Source organism: Modestobacter sp. VKM Ac-2977, from assembly GCF_026968045.1.
GTDB lineage: Bacteria > Actinomycetota > Actinomycetes > Mycobacteriales > Geodermatophilaceae > Modestobacter.
Genome location: NZ_JAPVBQ010000005.1, coordinates 233,189 through 255,070, shown reverse-complemented (window position 1 = coordinate 255,070; position 21,882 = coordinate 233,189). Strand labels below are relative to the sequence as shown.

The following is a 21,882-nucleotide window of genomic DNA, read 5'->3' as shown; positions in this document are numbered from 1 at the left end:
TCGATGCCGACGACGTCGTGCCCGAGCTCGGCCATCGACGCCGCGTGCACAGCGCCCAGGTAGCCGCAACCGATGACCGAGATCTTCATGCGCGTGCCACTCCCCTGCTTGCGGACACCCGACGCGCCCAACTCCCCGCGCACGGTAGACAACGGACCCGACCGGGCGCCAGCCGCCGTCACCCAGGAGTGGCCGACTGCTCACCGGTGGGACCTACGTCACCGGCACCACCCGCGCGGCAGGACGTCCCTCCCGCGGATGACGTCGTCGTCCGTGACCGCTGCTCGACGGCCTGCTGCGCTTACCGTCCGATCAAGTGACGGAGAGGCGGTGGGCATGAGCGTCCAGACGCATGGCGACGAACCCGCCGCGGAGTCCGGCGGTACGGATGCCGAGGTGGGCGAGACCGCCCCTCGACGACGATGGGTGCGGCGCACGCTGATCAGCCTGGGTGCCCTGGCACTGGTGCTCGCCCTGGCCATCGGTACCGGCCTGTGGTTCGTCAGCAACCGGTACGGCGGCAACATCGAGCGGGTCGGCGACGTCTTCGCCACCCTCGAAGAGGGCTCCCGGCCTGCCGCCGCCTCGCCGGTCGACCAACCCGAGGCCACCGCCGACCCGGTCACCTTCTTGTTGGTGGGCTCGGACACTCGCACCGAACTCGCACCCGGCGAGCTGCCCGACGCCCGCGCCGACGCGATCATGCTGGCCCGCTTCGCCGGCGACCGCGAGCACGCTCAGGTCATCTCCATCCCCCGCGACTCCTGGGTCGACGTACCCGGCTACGGCAAGAACAAGATCAACTCTGCCTACGCTCTGGGCGGCCCGACGCTGCTCATCCAGACGATCGAGCAGCTGACCGGTGTACGGATCGACCACTACGCGGCGATCGACTTCGCCGGGTTGATCCAGGTGACCGACGACCTGGGTGGCGTCGATGTCGTGGTCTCGGAGACGACGAGCAACGGGCCCTACACCTTCACCGCGGGACTCAACCACCTCGACGGCGACCAGGCCCGCTGGTACGTGGGCCAGCGCTACGAACTGCCCGGCGGCGACTTCGACCGGGTGAGGCGGCAGCAGAACTACCTGCGGGCGATGTTCACCAAGCTGTTCGACCAAGAGGTCTTCACCTCACCGGGCAAGCTCGACTCGACGCTGCTGGCGGTCACGGATGCGGTCGCCGTCGACGACGCTCTCGACAACGGCGACCTGCTGTCGCTGGCCTACTCGCTGCGCGGCCTCACCCCGGCCGACGTCGAGTTCTTCACCGCACCCGTGCTCGGCACCGGCACGGAGGGCGCAGCCAGCGTCGTCTACCTGGACCCGACGGCCGGCGAACGCATGTGGGGCTACCTGCACACCGACTCGCTGGGCCAGAACGCCGCCGAGTTCACCGACGAAGCGCTGCAGGACGTCCCCCGCTGACCGACGGGATCAGTACGCGCCAGAGCCTCGGAAGACGGCACCCACGGTCTTCCAGAGGATCATGAAGTCGAAGGCCAGCGACCAGTTCTCCACGTACCGGACGTCGATGCGCACCGAGTCGTCCCAGGACAGGTCGGAGCGACCGCTGACCTGCCAGAGGCCGGTGATGCCCGGCTTGACGAGGAACCGCCGGTGCATGTCGAAGCCGTACCGCTCGACCTCGGTGGGGAGCGGCGGCCGGGGACCGACCAACGACATGTCCCCCCGCACCACGTTGATCAGCTGAGGCAGCTCGTCGAGGGAGTAGCGGCGCAGCACCGCGCCGATCCGGGTGACGCGCGGATCGCCCCTCATCTTGAACAGCACGCCGTTCCCGTCGCTGCTGCCCTCGAGCGTCTCGACCATCCGATCGGCACCGGCCACCATGCTCCGGAACTTCAACATCCCGAAGGTCTGGCCATCCCGGCCGACCCGCTCCTGCCGGTAGAAGACGCCACCGCGACTCGTCGCAGCCACCACCACGGCGATCATGGCCAGCAGCGGTGCCATGAGCAGGAGTCCGCCCGCTGCAGCGGAACGGTCGAAGCTCTCCTTGGTGAGCCTGCGCACGCCGCGCAGCTCGGGTCGCTCCAGGTGCAGCAGCGGCAGACCGCAGACCGGCCGGATGCGCACCCTCGGGCCGGCGATCTCGGTGACTGCGGGCGCGAGCAGGAGCTCTGCACTGGTCTTCTCCAGGTCCCACCCGAGCCGACGCAGCGCTGGCCCGTCGAGTTCGGGAGAGGGCAGCACGGCGACGGTGTCGACCTCGTACTGGCGCACCACCTCCACGACCTCGTCCAGGGTGCCGAGCACCGGGATCCCGTCGAAGACCACCGACTGGGCACCGGCGTTGGCCGGCGGGAGGCAGCAACCGATGACCCGGTATCCGTGGTACGCCTCCCGTTCGATCTGCTCGTGCAGCGCCACCACACCACTGCGGTGCCCGACGATGAGGGCCGTCTGGAGGAGGTCGCCCTGCGCGCGGCGCCGGTGCAGCCAGGTCCGCTGGGCGTGACGCTGCAGGAGCGTCAGCAGTGCGGCGAGCGGTAGGGCGACGACCACGAAGCCACGCGCGATCTCGAGCCGGAAGGCCCAGCTGAACGTGCCCACCCCGGCCACCAGCAGGACTGCGGCGAAGAAGACCCGCCGGAACTCCTCGGGACCGACCCAGAGGAAACGCTGCTCGTAGGCCCGCCCGACCAGCATGGCCGCGACCCAGACCACCGGGAGGAGGGCGATCATCCAGCGCGAGGCCTGTTGGACCGGGAAGCCGCTGACGCCGGGGCCGAACCGGACGAGGTAGCCGACCAGCGCGGCCACCAACGCACAGGCGATGTCCCCGATCACCACACGCCGGACGTACGCGGGCTTCCACGCCCGACGCGCTGCCGTGCCTTCACCGCGGAGTCGGGCGATCGACCATCCCCAGCGACGGTCGGCGTTCGGACGACTCTCGGTGGCGGCGCGCTGGCCGCTCTCGAGCAGGGTCATGCTCCGGTTCCCCCCCGTTCGGACAACGCATGCAGCAGGTCGGTTCTCGACTCTCTGTCGAGTGGCCCGGAGACGGCGTCGTGCAACGGGTAGGGAGAACCTAAGGGAGTCACTCCTGCTCCTGGGACACTTGAGCGGCGCTCGCCACCCACGACACAGCGAATGCGGAGTGGACGTCGCTGTCTGCGAGTAGCACGCCACGTAGCGTTCTCGATCGCCTCACAGGATCGCGATCCGCCCTGGTCAGCGGGGCCGTGGGGTCGGGTCCGGATCAGCTGCCCGACACCAAGACGCCTGCTGCGCGCGCCGCCCAGCGGCCGCCACCGCCAGGAGCTGACCACGGGCCCGACGGCCCACCTGCTACAGGTGGTCTGCCCGACCGGCGACCACCGTCGCCGATGCACCGGACCGGCTCTTCAGCCAGATCCGGCCGCGAGCCCACCCGACACAGCAGGCGAGCACGAGCACGGCGACCAGCACCCCGGTCGCCGAGGACTGGTCGTGATCTCCCAGGCTCGGCACCACCAGGACGGCGATGCTGAGGATGAGGTAGCTGTCCAGGCTGAACTGCCCCACATCGGTCAACGGGCGGATGGCGGTACGCACCGCCGGGACCCGCTGCACAGCCGTCACGGCTCTCCAGAGCACGAAGAAGACCGCCAGGGCCAGGAGGATGCGACCAGGCCCGAAGGTCTCCTTCTCGATGACCCGGACGGCGATCCCGGTGCTCGTCATCAGGACGGCGACCACTGTGCCCACGGCCATCGCTGCTGTGCCGATCACCAGGGCCCGCCGGGAGCGGACGGCGGACTGGACCCCCGGTCGCCGCCAGGACCACCCGATCGTCGCGCCGACCGCGAAGACGCCGAACCAGGCTCCATAGGACCAACCACCGCGATCCCCACCACGTTGCGCCATCTCCGTCAACCCGGGCGAGGCGATGCCGATGCCGTAGACGATCACCGCATACCCCGCGCCCAGCGCCCAGCGCCCCCGGTGCAGCGCCCACAGGAGCGGGAGGACCGCGAGCATCACGACCACGTAGACCGAGAGGACCGACACGTAGGCCGGGTTGATCTGCAAGGTCACCGCGCGCAGGAGGGCCAGGGCCCAGCCGCCTTCGCCGGCGACACTGGGCAGCTCTGCCGCCCGGGTGGAGTCGAAGGCGACCACGGTCAACGCGAGGCCGGAGATCGCCAGGTGAGCCAGGTAGAGCAGGCCGACACGGCGCAGCAACTTGCGTCGACCGGCAGACTCCCCGTGCCGCTCGATGGTCGCGCGCTGCACGAGCCCGACGAGCAACCCGGAGAGCAGGAAGAACCCGGACGCACCGTCCACTCCCGGCAACGGGTGCGCGGCTTGGTCGAGCCACGACCCCTTCGCCAGGTGAGCGACGACCATGGCGACGATGCACAGGCCCCGGAGACTGTCGATGGCCGTGTCGCGGCCCGACGCGCCTTCACCTGCACCCGCCCGCGGCATCACCACGACGGGAAGCTAGCAGCGCCGACCGACGCGCCGGGGAGATGAATCTCACGCTCGTGCGGTGACCCGGGATGCTCGCTCCCGGCCGTCCGGGTGGCGGCCAGGCGCATCAGCCGGCGGCGACCGGCCCCTCCCGGGTCTCCCTCACGGGCTCCGTGCCACCGGCGGCGTCCAGTTCCCGCCCCGTGCGGTGACGTCCGACCGAGACGCGCAACCAGCTGGCCACCGCGAGCAGCATGAGGAAGACCATCACCGTCTGCTGGAAGGCCATCGCGTCGAAGAAGAAGGCGGAGACCGCGTATCCGAGGAAGGCGCAGCCGAGGGCCAGCGCAAGGTGCCTTTCGGCGGGCCGCAGGTCCCGACCCCAGGCCAGTCGAAGCGTCATGAACGCGGGCCCGAACAGCAGCCCGAGCAACGCGAGCAGGCCCAGGAGGCCGCTCTCCAGGAGCGTGGAGAGGTACTGGTTGTCCAGGATCTGGGCATTCGCCTCGGCTCCGGTGACAATCCGGCTGCCCACGCCGGTGCCGAACCAGAGGTGGTCCTGCGCCTGGACCAGGCTCGGTCCCAGATCCGCGAGCCGGCCACTGCCTCGCCACCCGGGAGAGGAGTACTGCGACTCGATCAGCGCACTGGGGTCGGTGAAGGAGCTGACGAGGTTCAGCACCGTGCCCGGAACGGCCAGCAGCGCCACCACCCCAACCGGCACGGCGGCCACCAGCATCCGACCGAGGACGGCGCGGTCCAGCAACAACAGGACGCCCATCATCACGCCGACCATCACGACGAAGGTGCGCGATCCGGTGAGCACGGCCGCCAGCACCATCGCCGACGCCAGCCCGAGGAAGACCAGGAGGCGAAGTGGACGAGTGCGAGGCCAGGGGCTGTGCCTCGCCAGGAACGCGGCCACCGGCAGGAGCATGACGAGCATCACCGAGAGGGCGATGGGGTGGTTCGCCGAGCCCAGCGCTCGCACGGTGCCGAAGCGGGAGACGACCGGCGCATCGGCGATCAGCTGCAGCGGCAGGAACTGGTGCAGGTTGATGAAGATGTTGAAGCCGGTGGCCCGCTCCCAGCCCACGCTGAGCGCCACGATCCCGGCGCCGACGACGAGCAGGCGCAGCAGCCAGTCGGCGGCCCAGGACGTGGTGACCAGCTGGCGGGTGACCACGAAGATGGTCAGGAGGAGAGTCCCTTGGACGACAGCGAGCGTGCCCGGCACCAGGAAGTTGTCGGCGTCGAGGGACCACACGTTGGCGAGCAGGGAGAGCAGGCCGGTCACCGGCACGGCCAGCACGACGAGGACGAACGGCGAGGGACGCCAGGAGGCCGAACGGTCCAGCGCCAGCCGCAGGAACAGCAGCAGCAACATGCCGAGGACCACGAGCCGCCAGGGCAGGGCCGCGGGGGCGCCCACGACCGAGTAACGGCCTGCGGGGATCCACAGCACGGTGAGCGCCAGGACGGTGAGCAGACCGGAGGGGGTCGTCAGACGGGGGATCAGCACCGCCCCGACAGCCAGGACCAGGATGGCCGGCGCCGACACGTCCGCCGGCGCGGCCACGGCCAGGGCGAGACAGACGATGAGGACGACTGCGGTGACGACGCCCGTCCGATCCGACCCGTCACCCGCCCCAGGAGATCCCGGGACCCCGGACGACCCGCGCTGCCGGAGCCCTGCCGACCCGGGTGCAGCCGTCACTCGGCGCCCCTCCCGGCCAATGCGGTCGCCCTGCCCTCCTCCTGGTCGTCCCAGGCACCCCGGTCGGCCCGCCGGTTCGGCGCCGGGCTGGCGTGCGCTCCCGTCGACCCGCCTGCCGCGCTGGCCGGGTCCGTCCGGGCCTGCCGGACGTTGGTGCGGTAGACGACCAGGACCAGGGTCGCCAGCAGGATGGCCAGAGCGACGAGGATCGAGGAGGTCAGCGAGGAACCGGCGTCTTCGAGGGTGGCACTCGGATTGCGCAGGATGCTCGCACCGACCCGCTCGCCCGGGGCCAGCTCGTCGACGGTCTGCTGCGACACGAGGTAGTCCATGAACACGGCAGCGGCGGCATCGGCGATCTCGGTCGCGCGCTCGGCCGACGTGGCGGTCGTGATGATGTCGAGGATCGGCAGGGCGTTGCCGCTGCCGAACTCCTCGCTCCCGGTCGGCTGCGTGCTGCGCCGCTGGGCGGTGAGCACCTCTTCGGGCCCCAGGTCGCCGATCCGGGCCTCGACCTGGCTGCGGATGTCGTCACCGGAGATGACCCACGCGTACACGATGGCCAACTGGGCCAGGTTCGCGTTCTGCGGGACGGCGGCCACATCGGCCCCGCCCTCTGCGTTGATCTCCGAGGCGTAGATGGAGAGGTTCGGGTTGTTGAACATCAGCGTGACCGAACCCCGGTAGTCCGGGGGCGTGCGCGGCTCGACCCCCTCGGAGGACACCGCGTAACCAGCGAAGAAACCGCCGACGATGGCCAGGACGACACCGAGAGCCACCAGCGTCTTGTTCTGTCGGACCGCTCGGCCGACGAGGGACAGGTCCATGGAGAGAGTCTCTTTCGGCTTCGTGTCGAGCATGCGCCCCGAGCGGGTGATGCTAGAGGACGGGCCGCCACCACCACTATGGCGTCGCTCACCACCAGCTGGTCTCGTCAGGGGTCGCGGCGTACGCCACAATCCCCAGAGCCCGCGATCGCGTGGCACGGGACGTCCGGAGGGAGCGCAGTGAGAGAGCGGCTGCGCGTCTTCTACTCGTTCCCCCATCCGCTGGGCTCGCCCGGGATCGGTCGCACGGCCTGGCACCACGTCGACGAACTGGCTCGTGCCGGCCACGAGGTGCTCGCGGTGGTCCCCCGCACCACCGGGGAACTGCCCGCCGGGGTGCAGATCCGTCGGACGTTCCCCCGGGCGGCCGGCGCCGCAGGCCGGGGGCTGCTCGGGATCGACCGCGCGATGGCCTGGCACGACGCCGCAGCCGCGCGGGTGCTGCGCGGGGCCCGGACGGGATTCGACGTCGTGCACACCTGGCCCGCCGGGGGTCTGCGGACCATCCGAACGGCCACCCGTCTGGGCATCCCCACGTTCCGGGAGCTGCCCAACACCCACACCGAGCACGCCTATCTGGTGGCCAACCGCGAGGCTGCGGCGGCCGGCGTCCGCCTGACGGCCGCGACCCCCCATGCCTTCCGCCCCGGCCGCCTTGCCACCGAGATGACCGAGTACGCCGAGGCCACCGCGCTGCTGGCACCGTCCCCCGCGGTCGCCGACACCTTCCTGGTACGCGGGCACGATCCGCGGAAGGTGCTGCGGCACCGGTACGGCTTCGACCCCCGTCACTTCCGCGAGGAGGACAGCCTGACCCGCGAACTCGACTCCGGCGGCGGCCTGCGCGCTCTGTTCATGGGCCGCGTCGAACCACGCAAGGGCCTGCACCTCGCCCTGCGCGCCTGGCAGGCTTCCCGAGCGGCCGAGAACGGCACCTTGACGGTGTGCGGCACGGTCATGCCGGGCTATCGGGAGGCCCTGGGCGACCTGCTGACGGCGCCAGGGGTGCGCATCGCGGGCTACGTCCCCGACCCTGCGGCGTTCTACGCCGAGCACGACGTGCTCCTGCTGCCGTCCGTCGAGGAGGGGAGCGCCCTGGTCACGTACGAGGCGTCGGCCATGGGCTGCCTGCCGCTGGTCTCTGCGGCCGCAGGGGCAGCTGGTGAGGCCGGGGTGACCACCCTGGTGCACCCCACCGGCGACTGGGAAGCGCTGCGCGACCACCTGGACCGGTTGGTCGACGACCCGGAACTGCTGCGACGGATGCAGCACGACTGCATCGCCCAGCGCGAGTCCCTCACCTGGGCAGCCGGCGTCGCCTGCACGATCGAGGCCTACCGCACCGCCGGGGCCCGCCCCGGGATCCCGGTGTACCGGTGACCCGCCCGGCGCCCCTCTCCGCGACCGTGGTGGTCTGCACCCGGGACCGGCCGGTCATGCTGGCCCGTCTGCTCGCGTCACTCCAGGAGCACGTCCCGGACGTCGACGTCCTCGTGGTCGACTCCGCCTCGGCCACGGTGGAGACCCGCGAGGTGGCCGCTGCCGCCGGTGTGCCACTCCTCCGGCTCGAACGACCGGGCCTCTCCATCGCCCGCAACGCCGGCGTGCAGGCCGCCTCCGGCGACGTCGTGGTCTTCACCGACGACGACTGCCTCGTTCGCGACCGCTGGCTCGACCCCCTGGTGGCCCCCTTCGCCGACCCCCGCGTGGGAGTCGTGACGGGTGAGATGGTCGACCTGGCCGCCAGCGACTCCGTTCCCTCCGAACGGCAGCACCCCGACTTCCGCCGCACCGTGCAGGGTCTGGACCTGGGACACGGCGCCAACATGGCCTTCCGGCGGTCAGCGGTCCTCGACGTCGGGGGGTTCGACGAGCGGCTGGGTGCGGGCACCGACCTGGCCGGCGCGGAAGACCTCGACATGTTCTGCCGCCTGCTGCACGCCGGGTGGACCGGCAAGCGGACATCGCACAGCAGGATCATCCACGCGCACGTCCGTCAGGGCGCCGAGCACACCCGCCTGATCCGGGGGTACGCGAGAGGCTCCGGCGCCGCACTGGCCAAGTGGCTCCGCATCGACCGGACCGTCGCGACCGACATCGCCACCGTCCAGCTGCGGCGACTCGCCCGTCAGAGCGCTCGGGCTCTCCGACGGCCTGCGCAGCGGCAGCTCGTCCTCGCGCATGCGGCCGGACTCGTGAGTGGGTTCATCCAAGCCACTCGGATGCCGGTGACCGACGGCGTGTTCGTACCCGCCCCCGCCCCCATCTCCGCGGGGGGGTCGCAGGAGCCGGTCCCCAGGCTGATCCCGCTCCGGCCGGTCGAGGAACGCTTCTTGCGCACGCCTCCCGGCCAGCCCGAGCAGGTCACCACCGCTCTCTACGTCACGGACGGCGTGGGCATGCGCCTCGACGACGGCCAGCTCGACACCGCGGGGATCCACCGACACATCACCGCGTGGGGGCACAGCAATCCCCACCTCATGCTGCAGCTGGCGACCACGTGGCACGGATTGACCCCTCCGGTGTGGGTCACCGCAGCCGGAGTACCTGGATCGGCCATCGACGTGTGGCCACAGCCGGTGCCAGCTGCCGATGTCGACGACGTCGCCGCGGCGCTGCAGTTGGCGCCCTTGGACGTCACGGCCCTGGGGTGGCACGTCACGGTCCTCGACGACCCCGCCGGGCCGGTGGCGTTCGTCATCCGCGGGCACCACGCCTGGACCGACGGGGCCATGGGGCTCCGAGTGCTCTCCACGCTCACGGCACCGGAAGCCCGTCCCCTGGGTGAGCTCCCGGTGCACACCGCTCCCCCCGGGCCGAGTGGGCCGGTCGCCCTCCCGCTGGCCCTCCTCCGCCGGTGGTGGGGCCGCCAGCCAGGTCCGTCGGCCGCAGTCCGCAGCTGGCGTGCCAAGCCGCTGGCCGGTCGTGTGCGCCGCGTGCTGGGCCGGCACCGGTGGAACATGACCCTCGCCCGGCACCTGGACGACCGTCAGGCCACCGTCCAGCGGGCCTTCACCCGGATCGAACTGCCGCTGACCGAGGTCCGCTCGCACGCCAAGGCCTGCGGCGGCAACATCAACGAGCTGCTGGTCGTGGCGACCGCGCACGCACTGCGAGCGACAACCACGACCACCGGCTCGAAATCAGCCGAGGGGCAGCAGGTCACGGTCCCGATGTCCGATCGCGGGAACGAGACGTCGGATGCGGGCAACCGCGTCCGGGTGGTGCCGGTGACGGTCGACGTGACCGCAGACCCCGCCACGGCCGTGCCGGACGTCCGCCGCCAGCTGCGCGCGAAGGAGCTGCCGGCCCCCGAGCCGTGCCGCGCCCACGCGACCACCATGCTGGGACCGCGCACGAACGCGTTCCTCGGCGAGGCGAAGGTGGAGGAGTGGGCTCTGCTCCCCTCGCTCGGTCACGACGAGGAGTTCGGCGTACTCGGCCTGGTGCTGCGTTCGACCCTGGTCGTCGCCGTGGCCACGAGCAGACCGGCAGACCTGGACAGCTTCTCCCGCACGCTCGTCGACCTCCTGCGCGGCGGATCGGCCACCGCGGATGCGGCATCGTGAGTGCGCCCGCCTTCTCCCCGCCGGTGTCCGTGGCTGTGGTGGTGGTCAGCTACGACAACGTCACCACACTGTCGGACTGCCTCGACAGTGTGCTGGCGGCTGATTCGCCGAGCCTGCGAGTCGAGCTCGTCGTGGTGGACAACTCATCCCGGGACGGATCGGCTGCCCTGGTGGCCGAGCGGTACCCCGAGGCCCGGCTGATCCAGACCGGCGAGAACGCGGGCTTCGCCCGCGCCTGCAACGTCGGCGCCGAGGCCAGCACCAGCGAGTTCGTCCTCCTGCTCAACCCCGATGCCGTCCTCCGGCCCGGCGCGCTGGCGTCACTGGTCACCTTCGCCGTCGCCCACCCCGAGCACGGCCTCTACGGCGGTCGCGTGGTGGAACCGGACGGGTCGAACGACCCGACGTCCTGCTGGGGCGACATGACCATCCGCAGCCAGCTGTGTTTCGCGACCGGGCTGTCGACCGCCTTCGCCCGGCATCCCGTCCTCGACCCGGAGTCGCTCGGGACCTGGGCCCGCGACTCCGTTCGCGAGGTGCCGGTGATCACCGGGTGCCTCCTCCTGACCCGCCGGGAGACCTGGGCCGACCTCAGGGGCATGGACGAGACCTTCTGGCTCTACGGCGAGGACAGCGACTTCTCGCTGCGCGCACGGGCGGTCGGCCTCCGGCCGGTCGTCGTACCCGAGGCCGAACTGCTGCACACGAAGGGCGGGTCGTCCCCCGGCGGGACCAAGATGCCGCTGGTCATGGCCGGCAAGATCACGCTGATGCAGCGCCGATGGCGGCGCCCCGCCCGCATCGCCGGCCGAGTGCTGCTGCTGAGCGGCGTCGGCCTCCGCGCCCTGGCGGGCCGGCTGTCCGGTCGCAGGGACACCGTCTGGACAGGCGTGTGGTCCACGCGCGCCCAGTGGGGTCGGGGTTACCCGGCCGCGAAGGAGCTGGTCGGTCTCCCACCCACCGCGCCGGCGCCCGTCCTCCCGTCGGGCGCAATCGATGAGACACGGAGCGACTCGTGACCACGCCCACGCCGCAGGGCCGCCAGCGGCCCGGTGACGTCGTGATGACGTTCTCCTTCGACAGCTGGGGCGACGCCGTGCGACGCGGCATGCACCGGCCCCCGGAGCGCTTCATCCTGACCCTGGTCGACCACCCGAGCGTGGAGAAGCTCCTGGTCGTCAACCCGTTCCGCAGTGCGCCGGTCCGGATGGCGCGCACGCTCGTCGGCCAGGGCGATCCAGCGTTCCCCACGACGCCGGCCCAGAGCCTGCTCACCCCGCTGCGGCTGCGGCGTCAGGACCCGATCGACGTACCCCGTCTGGCGGAGACCTACCGGCGCTGGGACCGGGTGGTCGAACGGGAGGCCGCAGCCCGCGGACTGCACGACCCGGTGATCATCACCACCAATCCGTTCGTGGCCGCCTTCTGCGAGGCGGACTGGGCCCGGCAGGTCGTGTTCTATGCCCGCGACGACTGGTCGGAGCTGCCCGCCAAGCGTCCGTGGTGGCCCGCCTACCGGGCCACCTATCGACACCTGCGGACCAATGGCCGGCCGATCATGGCGGTCAGCCAGCAGATCCTGGACCGGATCGAGCCCACTGGCCCGAGCCTCGTCGCGCCCAACGGCATCGAGCCCACCGAGTGGCAGGGTGCCGCGCCGTCCCCGCCTGCGTGGTTCACCGAGGTGCCCGGTCCACGCGCCGTCTACGTCGGGACGCTGGACACCCGGATCGACGTGGACGGCCTGATGCACCTCGTCCGTGCCCATCCACAGCTCCAGGTCTTCCTCGTCGGCCCGCTCGCGGACGGCGAGCACCTCCGCCCGTTGATCGAGTCCCCGCAGGTGCACCTGCCCGGCGTCGTCGATCGAGGGGGCGTGGTCTCGTTGCTCCGCGCCGCCGACGTCTGCCTGATCGCGCACCAGCGGACCCGGCTGACCGAGGCGATGTCACCGCTCAAGCTCTACGAGTACCTGGCCGCGGGGTCCCCGGTGCTCACCCCCGGTTTCGGCCCGGTGCGCGACGTGAGCCCGCACGTCCTGATCACCGAGGACGTCGGGGGCTTCGCTGATCGGCTGCCCGAAGCGCTGGCGCTGGGGAGGATGGACGAGACCACCCGGTCGAGCTTCGTCCAGGACAACTCCTGGGCCGCCCGACACGAGCTGATGCTCGACTTCTGCTTGACGCCGTGAACCTGCCCGGCTCGACGACTCCCGGCCGCCGCTCCTCGGGGGCGGCCGAGCAGCCGCTGCTCGTCTACGCCGATCCGGCCTTCCGGACGCAGCAGGCGAATCCCTACAACGCGATGCTCTACCAGCACCTGATCGCTCGCGGGGTCCCGGTCGAAGAGCTCACCCTCGGCAACCTGCTCCGTCGCCCGCCCCGCGTCGTCCACGTGCACTGGCCCGAGCTGACCTACCTCTCCGGCCGACGGTGGCGGCACACCGGCTACCGGATCGGCACCTTCCTCGCTGCACTCGCCCTGGCCCGTCTCCGTCGAGGAACGGCACTGGTCTGGACGGTGCACAACCTCCAGGCCCATGAGCGCGACTACCCCGCGCTGCAGAGCCGGCTGCTGTGGGCCGTGTTCCCTCGGCTCGTGGACGGTTTCCTGACCCTGACCCCCTCGGCCCAGGACCAGGCCCGCGCCGTCCACCCCGCCCTGCGCTCGGTCCCGGGAACGGTGACCCCGCACGGCGACTACCGGGCGGAGGTCGACCGGTCACTCGACCGGGCCGCAGCACGCCACCAGCTGGGCATCGAACCCGATGTGCGCTTGCTGCTCTTCGTCGGTCAGGTGCGCGCCTACAAGAACGTTCCCGCGCTGATCGACTCCTTCTCCGAGGTCGCCGACGCAGACGCCCGGTTGGTGGTCGCCGGTCAGGCAAGACAAGGCGTCGAACGCGACCGGGTGATCGCACGGGCGGCCCGCGATCCGCGGGTGCGGACGGAGCTGGAGTTCCAGACCCCGGAACGGCTCTCCGCCTGGCTCGCCGCAGCGGACGTCGTGGTCCTGCCGTACACGGCGGTGCTCAACTCCGGCACGGCCCTCCTGGCGCTCTCGGCCGACCGCCCGGTGGTGGCGCCCCGGATGGGCGCCATCGGCGACCTGCAGGACGCAGTCGGGCGGGCGTGGGTGCACGCCTATGACGGCGAGCTGGACGAGGCCGTGCGAGCGGCGTTGCGGATGGCGGCTGAGTCCCGCCCGGAACCGGTCGACCTGTCGGCATTCGCCTGGCCCCGGATCGCAGAGCTGACGGAGGGTGCCTACCGCGGGGCAGTCGCGCGCCGCCGGTCCCGGGGCATCCCGTCGCGGATCGGCCGAGTGTGGGCAACCGTCAGCCAGCGGCTCCTGGTCCGCCGCCGACCCTGAGCAGCGGTGCGACCTCGGTCAGCGCCTCGGCCACCGAACCGGCCTGCCGGATGTGCGGGTGGTCGCCGACCCAGAGCGTCGATGCACGCGTCACCTTCCCGTGCCGGTCGGCCAGCAGGACCTGCGGGATCCCCATGAGATGACTCAGCAGGTGGGCGTGCAGGCGATCGGTGACCACCACCCTGCCGGCGGTCAGCATCCGGCACCCGCGGGCGACCTCCCGGACGGCCCGACGCTGCATGGCCTGGCCGATGACACCGTCGACGGAGCCACCCAGCACGTCGGGGAGGACCCTCTGCCCCCGGCCGACCAGGTCGATGCCACGGTCGACGAGGCTGACGTCTCCGTCCCACCGCGATCCGATCCAGTCGGCATGATCCACTCCGAGCGCATCCGCTTCCGCCCGTGGGCCAGCGGTCTCATGATCCGAGCGGAGCAGGGCCAGCACGTCCTGGGTGGGCGCCGCCGGGCGGGGAAGCGGACCGAGCGCGAAGACCATGTCCGGGCTCAGGACCGGTTCGTTCGCCAGCCGGCCCGACAGCAGGTCCCGGCTCTGGTGGTCGCGCACCAGGACGACCAGCTGCTCGTGCCGCCCGTGGGACGTCGCAAAGGCGTCCAGCGCGGCCGGCGAGCTGAAGTTGACCGTCTGCGGCAGCTGCACGACCCGGTGGTCGGGCAGGTCGGCCAGCACCCGTTCGCGCAGCTGCTGGTGCCGACGGTAGAGGTCGCCGAAGTTGCCTCCACCGTTGAGCAGGACGATCCCGTCGGGTCCCAGCCTGGATCGCAGCGTCTCCGGGTGATAGGTGCGCCAGGTGGCGCGGTGCACGACCTCTGCCTCGCGCCCGCGCAGGTACGCCGCCGACCCCAACCAGATGGCGCTGTCCCCCACGTTGCTGTGCAACGGGAAGTCCAGCAGCGCGACACGCGAGCCTGGCAGGACGACCGGGTCCAACGCCTCCCTCAGCTTGTCGCCTGTGGCCCTGATGGCTGCTGCACCGAGGTTCACGCTCATCACCGGCGTCGGATCCCTTCTCTCACCTGACGGACGACGGCCGGAGCAGCCACCATGAGCAAGCACCCGTAGACCAGCGCCGCCGCGGCGACGGCCAGGGCGAGCCGCACCGGGTCGGGCAGCTCCACGAGGTAGACCACACCGGCGGCCACGGCGGCGCTCACCAGCGCGGCCAGCGCGAGGGGCAGGATCGCCAGGCCGTAGGGCCGCAGCGGGATCCCGACATGGTGCAGCGCCCACAGCCGGACCGGCCAGAAGACGACGTTCCTGATTGCGTAGGCCGCAGCGACGGCTGCGATGCCGAACGGCACCGCCACCGCGAACGCGACCACGTTGCCGACGGTGGCCAACATGGTCACCTTCAGCTCCAGCCCCGGCCTGCCGACGGCCAGCAGCAACGGCCGGTCGAAGTAGGTCAGGCACTGCACCAGACCGGCGAGGGCCAGCCACTGCATCACCGGGACGCTGGGGAGCCACGTCTCACCGAACACCACGGGGACGAAGGCCGGTGCCACCGCAGCCAGGCCGAGGAAGACCGGGAAGGCGACCACGGACCCGAGCCTCACGGCCGAGAAGAACCCGCGGCGGAGCCGCTCGGCATCTCCGCGGATCTTGGCGAACAGCGGCAACGCCACGGCCCCGGTCACCGACGTGAGGATCTCCAGCAGGATCAGCAGGACCCGGTAGCCCACCGAGTAGTAGCCCAGCGCCACCGGGCCCAGGACGACGCCGACGAGCAGGTTGTCGGCGTAGCGCCCGACCGCCGACAGCGACTCGATGCCGAGGACACTTCCGCCGTAGCGCAGCGAGGCCACCGCATCCGCGCGGGAGAAGTCGAGCCGGGGGCGGAAGGGTGCGAAGGCGAGGAGCACCACGGTGGAGACCACGGAGGAGACCACCGCCTGGGCGACCAGCGCCCACACCCCCGCGCCCGCGAACGCGAGCCCCACCGCGACCACCGTGGAGGCGGCGGTGGCCCAGAGGCGGCGGACCGCGATCGGCCGGAAGTCCAGCTCCCGCTGCAGCAGTGCGACGGGCACCAGAGCCGCGGTGTTCACCAGCACCAGCGGCGCCAGGACCCGAACGACCCACACCAGGTCGGGCGAGTCGAAGGCGACCGCCAGCCACGGCGCAGTGACCACCATGAGCAGCGCACCGATCGCGGCGAAGCCCATCGAGGACCAGAAGACGGTGGACTGCAGCCCCGGAGTGACCTCGTCGACCTGCACCAGGTACTTGCCGAGGCCGGCTTCGACGAGCAACCCGGCGAGGCCCAGGATCGTCGCCGCGGCGGCGACCACACCGAAGTCCTCCGGAGCCAGGAGCCGGGCCAGCACCAGGAAGGTGGCCAGCGTGCCCAACCGGGTGAACCACTTCTCCACGGCCGACCACAGCAGCGCGGACCGCGCCTGGTTGCGCAGGGTCGGTCCTCCGTCCCCGGTCACGACGCCGCCGACCGCACGACCTCCGGAGACCACGTCGCCGTCGACACCTGCCGGCGTGGGCGGTTCCGCCGCCGTTGCCCGTTCTGCCCGACTCACGGCTCACCCGTGCGGAGCCGGGCAGCACGGCTCCACCAGCGTGTCCGGGGGGCACTGAGGTGGCCGTCGTCCACCCGGCGGAGCAGGGCTGAACAGAGTCCTCGGGTGGCTCCGACCAGCGTGACCAGCCCGGACGCGGTCCGGAACCAGCGGAGGGTGACGATGCCGACCACCACGGCCATGGCTCCCTCCCGCAGACGGCTGCCCAGCAGCAGCCTCGCCTGCCGCTGGTCGGCTGCCCCACCGAGCCGCCAGCACTTCACCGCCAGCGCACCGGCTCCCATCGAGTACCCCAGGCGGACCCTCAACGCCTGGCTCGTGGCGCGCCACTGCTCGTGCCGCACGACCGCTCCGGGGACGTAGACCAGGGCACCCCCCGTACGCAGCAGCCGGAGGAAGACGTCCCAGTCGTCGGCCGCCCGCAGAGGAGCGCCCGCTCCGAGCTGCTCGTCGAAGCCACCGATGTCCTCCAGGGCCTGACGCCGCATGGCCATGTTGGCACCGTGCCCCAGCGGGTTGGTGGCGATCGGGTGGGTCTGCCGCTCTCCGGTCGCATGGGTCATGCCGGACAGGAAGCCCTCGCCCAGCGGGACCACTGCTCCGGTCGCCACCACCGCGTCGTCCGCCGACAGACCCTCCAGCAGGCCCTCGATCCAGCCGGTCTCGGGCCGGCAGTCGTCGTCGGTGAACACGACCACGTCAGCCGTCGAGGCGCGCAGACCGGCGTTGCGCGCCCGCGAGAGGCCCTTCAACTCGCACCGCACCACCACGTCCGCACCGCCCTCGTGGGCGACTCGCTGGGTGTCCGGAGTGCCCGAAGCGGAGTCCACCACGATGAGCTGGTCCCCCGGCAGGCGGACCTGGCCGATGGCAGCCAGGGACTGCGCCAACTGGTCGGGACGGTCCCTGGAACAGACGACGATGCTGACGCTCCGCGGCCCCGCGTGGGTCTCCGCGACGGTCTGCGCCTCATCGGCTCCCTCCGAGGCATCGCCGTTCGTCAGCAACGATCTCCTCCTGGGGACGGTCAAGGCGCGTTGACCCTAGTGCACCGAGGGGCGCACCAGGCCTCCCGGCGATCAGCTGGGACGCGACTCACTCTCGAGGAGAGCGGAGACCTAGTTATCGACCTCGAACATCTCCTGCGGACTGCTCACGAGCTCGCCAGCCGCGTCGACCGCCACCGCGAGCACTGGGTAGGTGCCATCGGCCACGAGCCGGGTGTCGATCCGGGCCGTCCAGGTCAGCCCCCCGTCGACGCTCTGAGCGGGGAGGCTCAACGCACGACCCGGGACGCTGAAGCGGGCGTTCGTCACCGGCCCCCCAGTGGCCTCCGCGGTGAAGACAGCGAGCCCCGACAGCGGCTCTGCTGTACGAACGAGAGCGATGCCGGTCGTCGGAGCCGGCTCACCCGTCGGAGCAGCCGGCTGCCCGCTGGACGAGCCGGCGCCCTCGGAGTCCGTCTCGTCAGCGCCCGGGCCCTCTCCCACGACGTCATCGCTGGCAGGTGCACCGGTGGGAGGGACGACCGCCGGGGACTCGACTGAGTCGGGGGCGGCGGGTACACCACCCGGCTCGTCCGCGCCGGCCGTCCCCGCGGTGAGCAACTCCCCGTCGAAGTCCACAGCAGGCACCCTGACGTTGCGCGCTGCCACCTGGACCGGCGAGATCTGGACGCTCTCCCGCGCCGATGCGCTGACGTGGAAGTCGACCGCACCCTGGTCGACGTACTCGGGACTGCCCTGGCGGTTGCCGTCGGACCCGACGGCATCCGGGACCCGGCAGAGGCCCTCGTTCCAGCGATCGACGATGGAGTTGGTCATCGGGGTGCTGCACGAGGACAGGTACCCGAAGACGTTCCGGTCGTTCACCAGCCCCGGCAACTGCGCGATGCGCACGCTCCCACCGGCGAAGGTGTTGTTCCGCACCGTGACGTCCTGGGCGTTCTCCCGGAGGTCGATCGCCGTACCACCCCGGCACAGCTCGCCGACCGTGCGACAGCCGGTCACGAAGTTGCCCTCGAGCAGCACGTTCTCGATCCCGAGTCCGGCTCCGGGAGAGAAGATGATGCTCGCGTTGTCGCAGTCGTGGAGCGAGTTGCCGCGAATGGTCACGTTGCGCACGTCGAACAGCTGGAGGCAGTCGGCGTGCAGGTGACCGACCGTGGCATCGAAGAACCGGATCGTGTTCCCCTGGACGAGGATGCCGTCGCCCTCCTTGATCTGCAGACCATCCACCCCGCTGCCGTTCTCGATGACCGAGTCCAGCACCTCCGAGTCGTCGGACCGCAGGAAGACGCCTGCTCCGTCGACGTGCAGGCCGCGCAGGCTGGTGCCCACGGCCGAGGGATGGACGTACACCGTCCCGGTCATCCGGAGGCCTTCCAGCCGGATGCCGGGCGCCTTCAGGTTGACGCCGTCGATCTCGACGAGCCCTTCCCCGGCGGGGCGGAGGACCACCGGCGCCTCCACACTCGCCGGGAGCGCCGTCGCAGCGATGTCCTGCTTCGGGTAGGAACCGGGGAGGAGGGCGACGACGCTCCCCGGGGTCGCCTTGCTGATGGCCGTCGCGGAGTCGCAGGGCGCCTGTGCGGTGCAGGAGGTCCCGGCCCCGTCGACGGCCGCGACGCGTACGTCCGCGGTCGGGTTCACCTGGTCGACCGTGGCGAGACCGGCACTGGCCGCGGCGGCGCTCCCGTCCACGGGTTCCACCCGGGACCCGCTCAGGGTCATCACCGCCGACAGCGACAGCATCCCGGCGAGACCGAGTGCGGCCATGCCGGCACGAGCGCGAGCGATGGACATGAGGCCTCCTGATGAAGATGCAGTCCCCGAGCCGATCACGCGGGCGCGATCGCCACTGCACCGCCGGGGTCCTTCGGGAGGCACCGTAACCATGCCGAGGGCGCATCTCGACGATCGTTGCCGAGTGCACCTGCCCATCGGACACCTCGTGGACCACCAGTCACACCCGCTACCTGCGCAGCAGGAGTCGGTTGTGAGACTGATCACCAGTCTCGGATCAGGGCAGCAGCACGTCGGCTGCACGAGGGTCCGCGACTGCGGCGTCCCACATCAACTCGGCGAGGCGCGCCTGCCCAGCAGCCGACGGATGGAACCTGTCCACCTCCGACAGGTCCTCGAGCACCGGCTGCCAGTCATGGACAGCTCCGGAGTCCCAGACGCAGGCCTCGTCGGCATCACAGACCAGGCGGAGGGCCTCGTTGTACGCGTCGATCAGCTGCCGCACCGACTGGACGGCAGTGGCGACCTCACCGGGGGCGTCGCCGTTAGACCCGGACAGCCCGGCGCAACGGACACGGGACCCCACGGCCGGCGAGGCGTCGGTCACGACGGTGAACACCGCTCCCAGGTCGGGTACCGAACCGAGCACCACCACGGCCTCCGGCGCACGGTCCCGCACGGTCGCCAGCACGTCGTCCACCGCCGTCGCGAACTCCTGTGCGCCCGGCGGGCCACCGGACGCACCGCAGACGTCGTTGGCGCCGACGAGGACCGTGACGACGCCGCGCATGCCCTCGGGGACCTGCCGAGCCTGTCCGACGACATCGCTGACCGTGGCCCCGGGCTCGGCGAGGTTGACCGCCTCGATCTCGTCGACGTCCCAGGCCGCGGCGAGACGAGTGCGGAGGCTGTCCACCAGCGGAGCCTCCCCCGTGGACCAGGACGTGGCCTCGCAAGGGGCCGCGGAACCGCAGGCCGCGAAGCCGACCGAGATGGAGTCACCGAGCGCCGCCACCGCTGGCACCGGGCCCCGCTCGACGCCTGTCGGCGGAGCCTGCGCCGATTCCGGTGGAGCCGTGCAACCGGCGACCGCAACCGTGAGGACCAAGCCGACCGACGCGAGCACCGAGCGCAGCTTCACGATCGAGCCGCCGCGCGGAGCCGACGCCGGCCCTGTCGAGCCCGGAGGCCCGGCCGAGTGCGCAAGCCTGCCCATGCCAGACAGGCGCAGAGACTGGCCAGCGCGACCAGGACACCGATCGGCGAGCCCTGTTCGTACGTCCACAGGCTGGGCAGGACCAGTACCAGGACGCTCAGGATGAGGTAGCTGTCCAGACCGCGCTTCCCGATGAGCGACACGGGGGCCACCAAGGCTGCGAGTGAGGGGATCCTGGCGGCTCGATCGGCCACGACGTAGACGAACGCCCATAACGTCACGGACACGAGTATCCGCACCGGGCCGATGACGTCCTTGTCGACCAGTTCGTCGGAGAGGCTCCCCAGGTCGGCGCGAGCAGCGAGGACGCCGATGACGGTGACGATCGCGAGGGTGATCGGCACCCACCCCTGCGTCAGTGCAGACCGCACGTCCGCCCACCACCAGCCGGCGAGGAGCCCCAGCGTGAACAGCCCGAACCACGCAGCCCAGGACAGGTCGAGTGGCGTGCCGGCCTCCCTCGGCAGGTGGACCCATGCCGGGTCGATGAACCCGAGCGCGTAGACGGCCGCCGCGTACCCCGCCGCAACCGGCCACCACCCCTTCCGCAGGAGGGCGACCGTTCCCAGGCTCAGCAACATGACGATCACGTACAGGCCGAGGATCGATGCGTTGGGCGGGTTGACGCGCAGCGTCACCGCGGCCGCCAGTGCGGCCACCCAGCCACCCTGGTCATCCGGATGTGGCAGTCGCTCTGCTCCCTCGGGATCGGCAGCAGCGAGCCCGAGCGCCAGTGCCGCCAGCAGCACGTGCCCCAGGTAGATGACCCAGACACGGCGCAGCAACTTCTCGCGGGCAGCTGCGGTGTCACCGCGGTCGCCCAGGCGGCGCTGGACCACACCCACCAGGACGCCGGAGACGAGCACGAAGCCACTGGCCCCGTCGACCCAGGGGGACGGGTGGGTGGCCCGGTCGAAGACCGAGTGATGAGCGAGGTGAGAAGCCGTCATGCTGACGACGCACAGCCCGCGGATGAGGTCGAGTGACAGGTCCCGGCCGATCAACGGGCGCCTGGTCATCGTCCTGCGGAGCTCCTCACCTGATCCGGATGCCGGCTCCGATGAGGTCAGTTCCGGACCATGATCGCGATGCTGGTGCTGTAGCCGACGTTCCCGGCAGCGTCGTAGGCGCGGGCAGCGACCCGGTAGTTCCCGTTCGGGGTCTGCCTGCTGTCGTAGACCAGTTCCCAGTAACCATCGACCCGCGTGGCGACGCCCAGCTGGGTCGCCCCGCTGAAGAAGCGGACGGCGGTCACGCCGACGTCATCGGACGCGGCAGCCCGGACCGCAGTCGTGCCGCTGACCGTGCTCCAGTTCGCCGGGGAGACGATCTCGACCGTCGGGTCGGTGGTGTCCGGGCCCGGCGCCGGGGTCGTCGTGGGAGCCGGGGTCGTCGTGGGAGCCGGGGTCGTCGTGGGAGCCGGGGTCGTCGTGGGAGCCGGGGTCGTCGTGGGAGCCGG

18 protein-coding genes are annotated in these 21,882 nt (G+C 71.4%); 6 read left to right on the top strand and 12 right to left on the bottom strand.

Going from position 1 to position 21,882, the window contains the following annotated elements:
• Positions 1-89, bottom strand: an 89-nt coding sequence (locus O2V63_RS20665; protein ID WP_269169357.1) for a hypothetical protein, incomplete at its 3' end; no start/stop codon positions are given.
• A 247-nt stretch (positions 90-336) separates the two neighbouring features.
• On the opposite strand from O2V63_RS20665, the gene O2V63_RS20660 reads away from it, so the two are divergent.
• A complete protein-coding gene (locus tag O2V63_RS20660; protein ID WP_269169352.1) occupies positions 337-1,428 on the top strand; it encodes an LCP family protein in 1,092 nt (363 codons plus the stop codon).
• A 9-nt stretch (positions 1,429-1,437) separates the two neighbouring features.
• On the opposite strand, the gene O2V63_RS20655 is transcribed toward O2V63_RS20660, so the two are convergent.
• From O2V63_RS20655 to O2V63_RS20640, 4 genes are all read right to left on the bottom strand, one after another.
• Positions 1,438-2,958 carry a sugar transferase gene (locus tag O2V63_RS20655; protein ID WP_269169351.1) on the bottom strand — a complete coding sequence of 507 codons (1,521 nt, stop codon included), beginning with the start codon at positions 2,956-2,958 and terminating at the stop codon, positions 1,438-1,440.
• Between the two features lie 360 nt (positions 2,959-3,318).
• Positions 3,319-4,440 carry an OpgC domain-containing protein gene (opgC, locus tag O2V63_RS20650; protein WP_269169356.1) on the bottom strand — a complete coding sequence of 374 codons (1,122 nt, stop codon included), beginning with the start codon at positions 4,438-4,440 and terminating at the stop codon, positions 3,319-3,321.
• 112 nt (positions 4,441-4,552) lie between these two features.
• The gene (locus tag O2V63_RS20645) at positions 4,553-5,947 is read right to left on the bottom strand and encodes an O-antigen ligase family protein (RefSeq protein ID WP_269169350.1); all 1,395 of its coding nucleotides are present in this window, start codon (positions 5,945-5,947) and stop codon (positions 4,553-4,555) included.
• A gap of 191 nt (positions 5,948-6,138) precedes the next feature.
• Positions 6,139-6,969, bottom strand: a complete 831-nt coding sequence (locus tag O2V63_RS20640; RefSeq protein ID WP_269169349.1) for a hypothetical protein — start codon at positions 6,967-6,969, stop codon at positions 6,139-6,141.
• A gap of 180 nt (positions 6,970-7,149) precedes the next feature.
• Here O2V63_RS20640 and O2V63_RS20635 point away from each other — a divergent pair, with 180 nt between their 5' ends.
• From O2V63_RS20635 to O2V63_RS20615, 5 genes are read left to right on the top strand one after another with little or no spacing between them, the layout of a single operon-like run.
• Complete coding sequence (locus O2V63_RS20635) at positions 7,150-8,349, top strand: glycosyltransferase family 4 protein (protein WP_269169348.1); 1,200 nt, start codon at positions 7,150-7,152, stop codon at positions 8,347-8,349.
• Positions 8,346-10,538, top strand: coding sequence for a glycosyltransferase (locus O2V63_RS20630; RefSeq protein WP_269169347.1), 2,193 nt, complete (start codon positions 8,346-8,348; stop codon positions 10,536-10,538). The genes O2V63_RS20635 and O2V63_RS20630 overlap by 4 nt, the downstream gene beginning before the upstream one ends.
• The gene (locus tag O2V63_RS20625) at positions 10,535-11,557 is read left to right on the top strand and encodes a glycosyltransferase family 2 protein (protein WP_269169346.1); all 1,023 of its coding nucleotides are present in this window, start codon (positions 10,535-10,537) and stop codon (positions 11,555-11,557) included. Before O2V63_RS20630 ends, O2V63_RS20625 begins: the two co-directional genes overlap by 4 nt.
• Positions 11,554-12,729, top strand: coding sequence for a glycosyltransferase (locus O2V63_RS20620; protein WP_269169345.1), 1,176 nt, complete (start codon positions 11,554-11,556; stop codon positions 12,727-12,729). Before O2V63_RS20625 ends, O2V63_RS20620 begins: the two co-directional genes overlap by 4 nt.
• A complete protein-coding gene (locus O2V63_RS20615; protein WP_269169344.1) occupies positions 12,726-13,910 on the top strand; it encodes a glycosyltransferase family 4 protein in 1,185 nt (394 codons plus the stop codon). The genes O2V63_RS20620 and O2V63_RS20615 overlap by 4 nt, the downstream gene beginning before the upstream one ends.
• On the opposite strand, the gene O2V63_RS20610 is transcribed toward O2V63_RS20615, so the two are convergent.
• The 7 genes from O2V63_RS20610 to O2V63_RS20580 form a co-directional block, all read right to left on the bottom strand.
• The gene (locus O2V63_RS20610; protein WP_269169343.1) at positions 13,876-14,862 is read right to left on the bottom strand and encodes a polysaccharide pyruvyl transferase family protein; all 987 of its coding nucleotides are present in this window, start codon (positions 14,860-14,862) and stop codon (positions 13,876-13,878) included. The two genes, O2V63_RS20615 and O2V63_RS20610, sit on opposite strands and share 35 nt — an antisense overlap.
• Positions 14,863-14,921: 59 nt before the next feature.
• Positions 14,922-16,367 (bottom strand): lipopolysaccharide biosynthesis protein, encoded by a 1,446-nt coding sequence (locus tag O2V63_RS20605; RefSeq protein WP_269169342.1) that lies wholly within the window; start codon positions 16,365-16,367, stop codon positions 14,922-14,924.
• Between the two features lie 92 nt (positions 16,368-16,459).
• The gene (locus tag O2V63_RS20600; protein ID WP_269169341.1) at positions 16,460-17,470 is read right to left on the bottom strand and encodes a glycosyltransferase family 2 protein; all 1,011 of its coding nucleotides are present in this window, start codon (positions 17,468-17,470) and stop codon (positions 16,460-16,462) included.
• A gap of 111 nt (positions 17,471-17,581) precedes the next feature.
• On the bottom strand, positions 17,582-19,267 hold the full coding sequence (locus O2V63_RS20595) for a right-handed parallel beta-helix repeat-containing protein (protein ID WP_269169340.1): 1,686 nt from the start codon (positions 19,265-19,267) through the stop codon (positions 17,582-17,584).
• A 217-nt stretch (positions 19,268-19,484) separates the two neighbouring features.
• Entirely contained in the window at positions 19,485-20,423 is a 939-nt protein-coding gene (locus tag O2V63_RS20590) for an SGNH/GDSL hydrolase family protein (RefSeq protein ID WP_269169355.1), read from the bottom strand.
• Positions 20,345-21,427, bottom strand: coding sequence for an OpgC domain-containing protein (gene opgC, locus O2V63_RS20585; protein ID WP_269169339.1), 1,083 nt, complete (start codon positions 21,425-21,427; stop codon positions 20,345-20,347). Before opgC (O2V63_RS20585) ends, O2V63_RS20590 begins: the two co-directional genes overlap by 79 nt.
• Positions 21,428-21,489: 62 nt before the next feature.
• Positions 21,490-21,882: Ig-like domain-containing protein (locus tag O2V63_RS20580; RefSeq protein WP_269169338.1), on the bottom strand; the 393-nt coding region annotated here is incomplete at its 5' end.

Bases quoted from the DNA above. Each gene is read 5' to 3' on its own strand.
- O2V63_RS20660 (WP_269169352.1), top strand. From the start codon at position 337: ATGAGCGTCCAGACGCATGGCGACGAACCCGCCGCGGAGTCCGGCGGT.
- O2V63_RS20655 (WP_269169351.1), bottom strand. From the start codon at position 2,958: ATGACCCTGCTCGAGAGCGGCCAGCGCGCCGCCACCGAGAGTCGTCCG.
- opgC (WP_269169356.1), bottom strand. From the start codon at position 4,440: ATGCCGCGGGCGGGTGCAGGTGAAGGCGCGTCGGGCCGCGACACGGCC.
- O2V63_RS20640 (WP_269169349.1), bottom strand. From the start codon at position 6,969: ATGGACCTGTCCCTCGTCGGCCGAGCGGTCCGACAGAACAAGACGCTG.
- O2V63_RS20595 (WP_269169340.1), bottom strand. From the start codon at position 19,267: ATGTCCATCGCTCGCGCTCGTGCCGGCATGGCCGCACTCGGTCTCGCC.
- O2V63_RS20590 (WP_269169355.1), bottom strand. From the start codon at position 20,423: ATGGGCAGGCTTGCGCACTCGGCCGGGCCTCCGGGCTCGACAGGGCCG.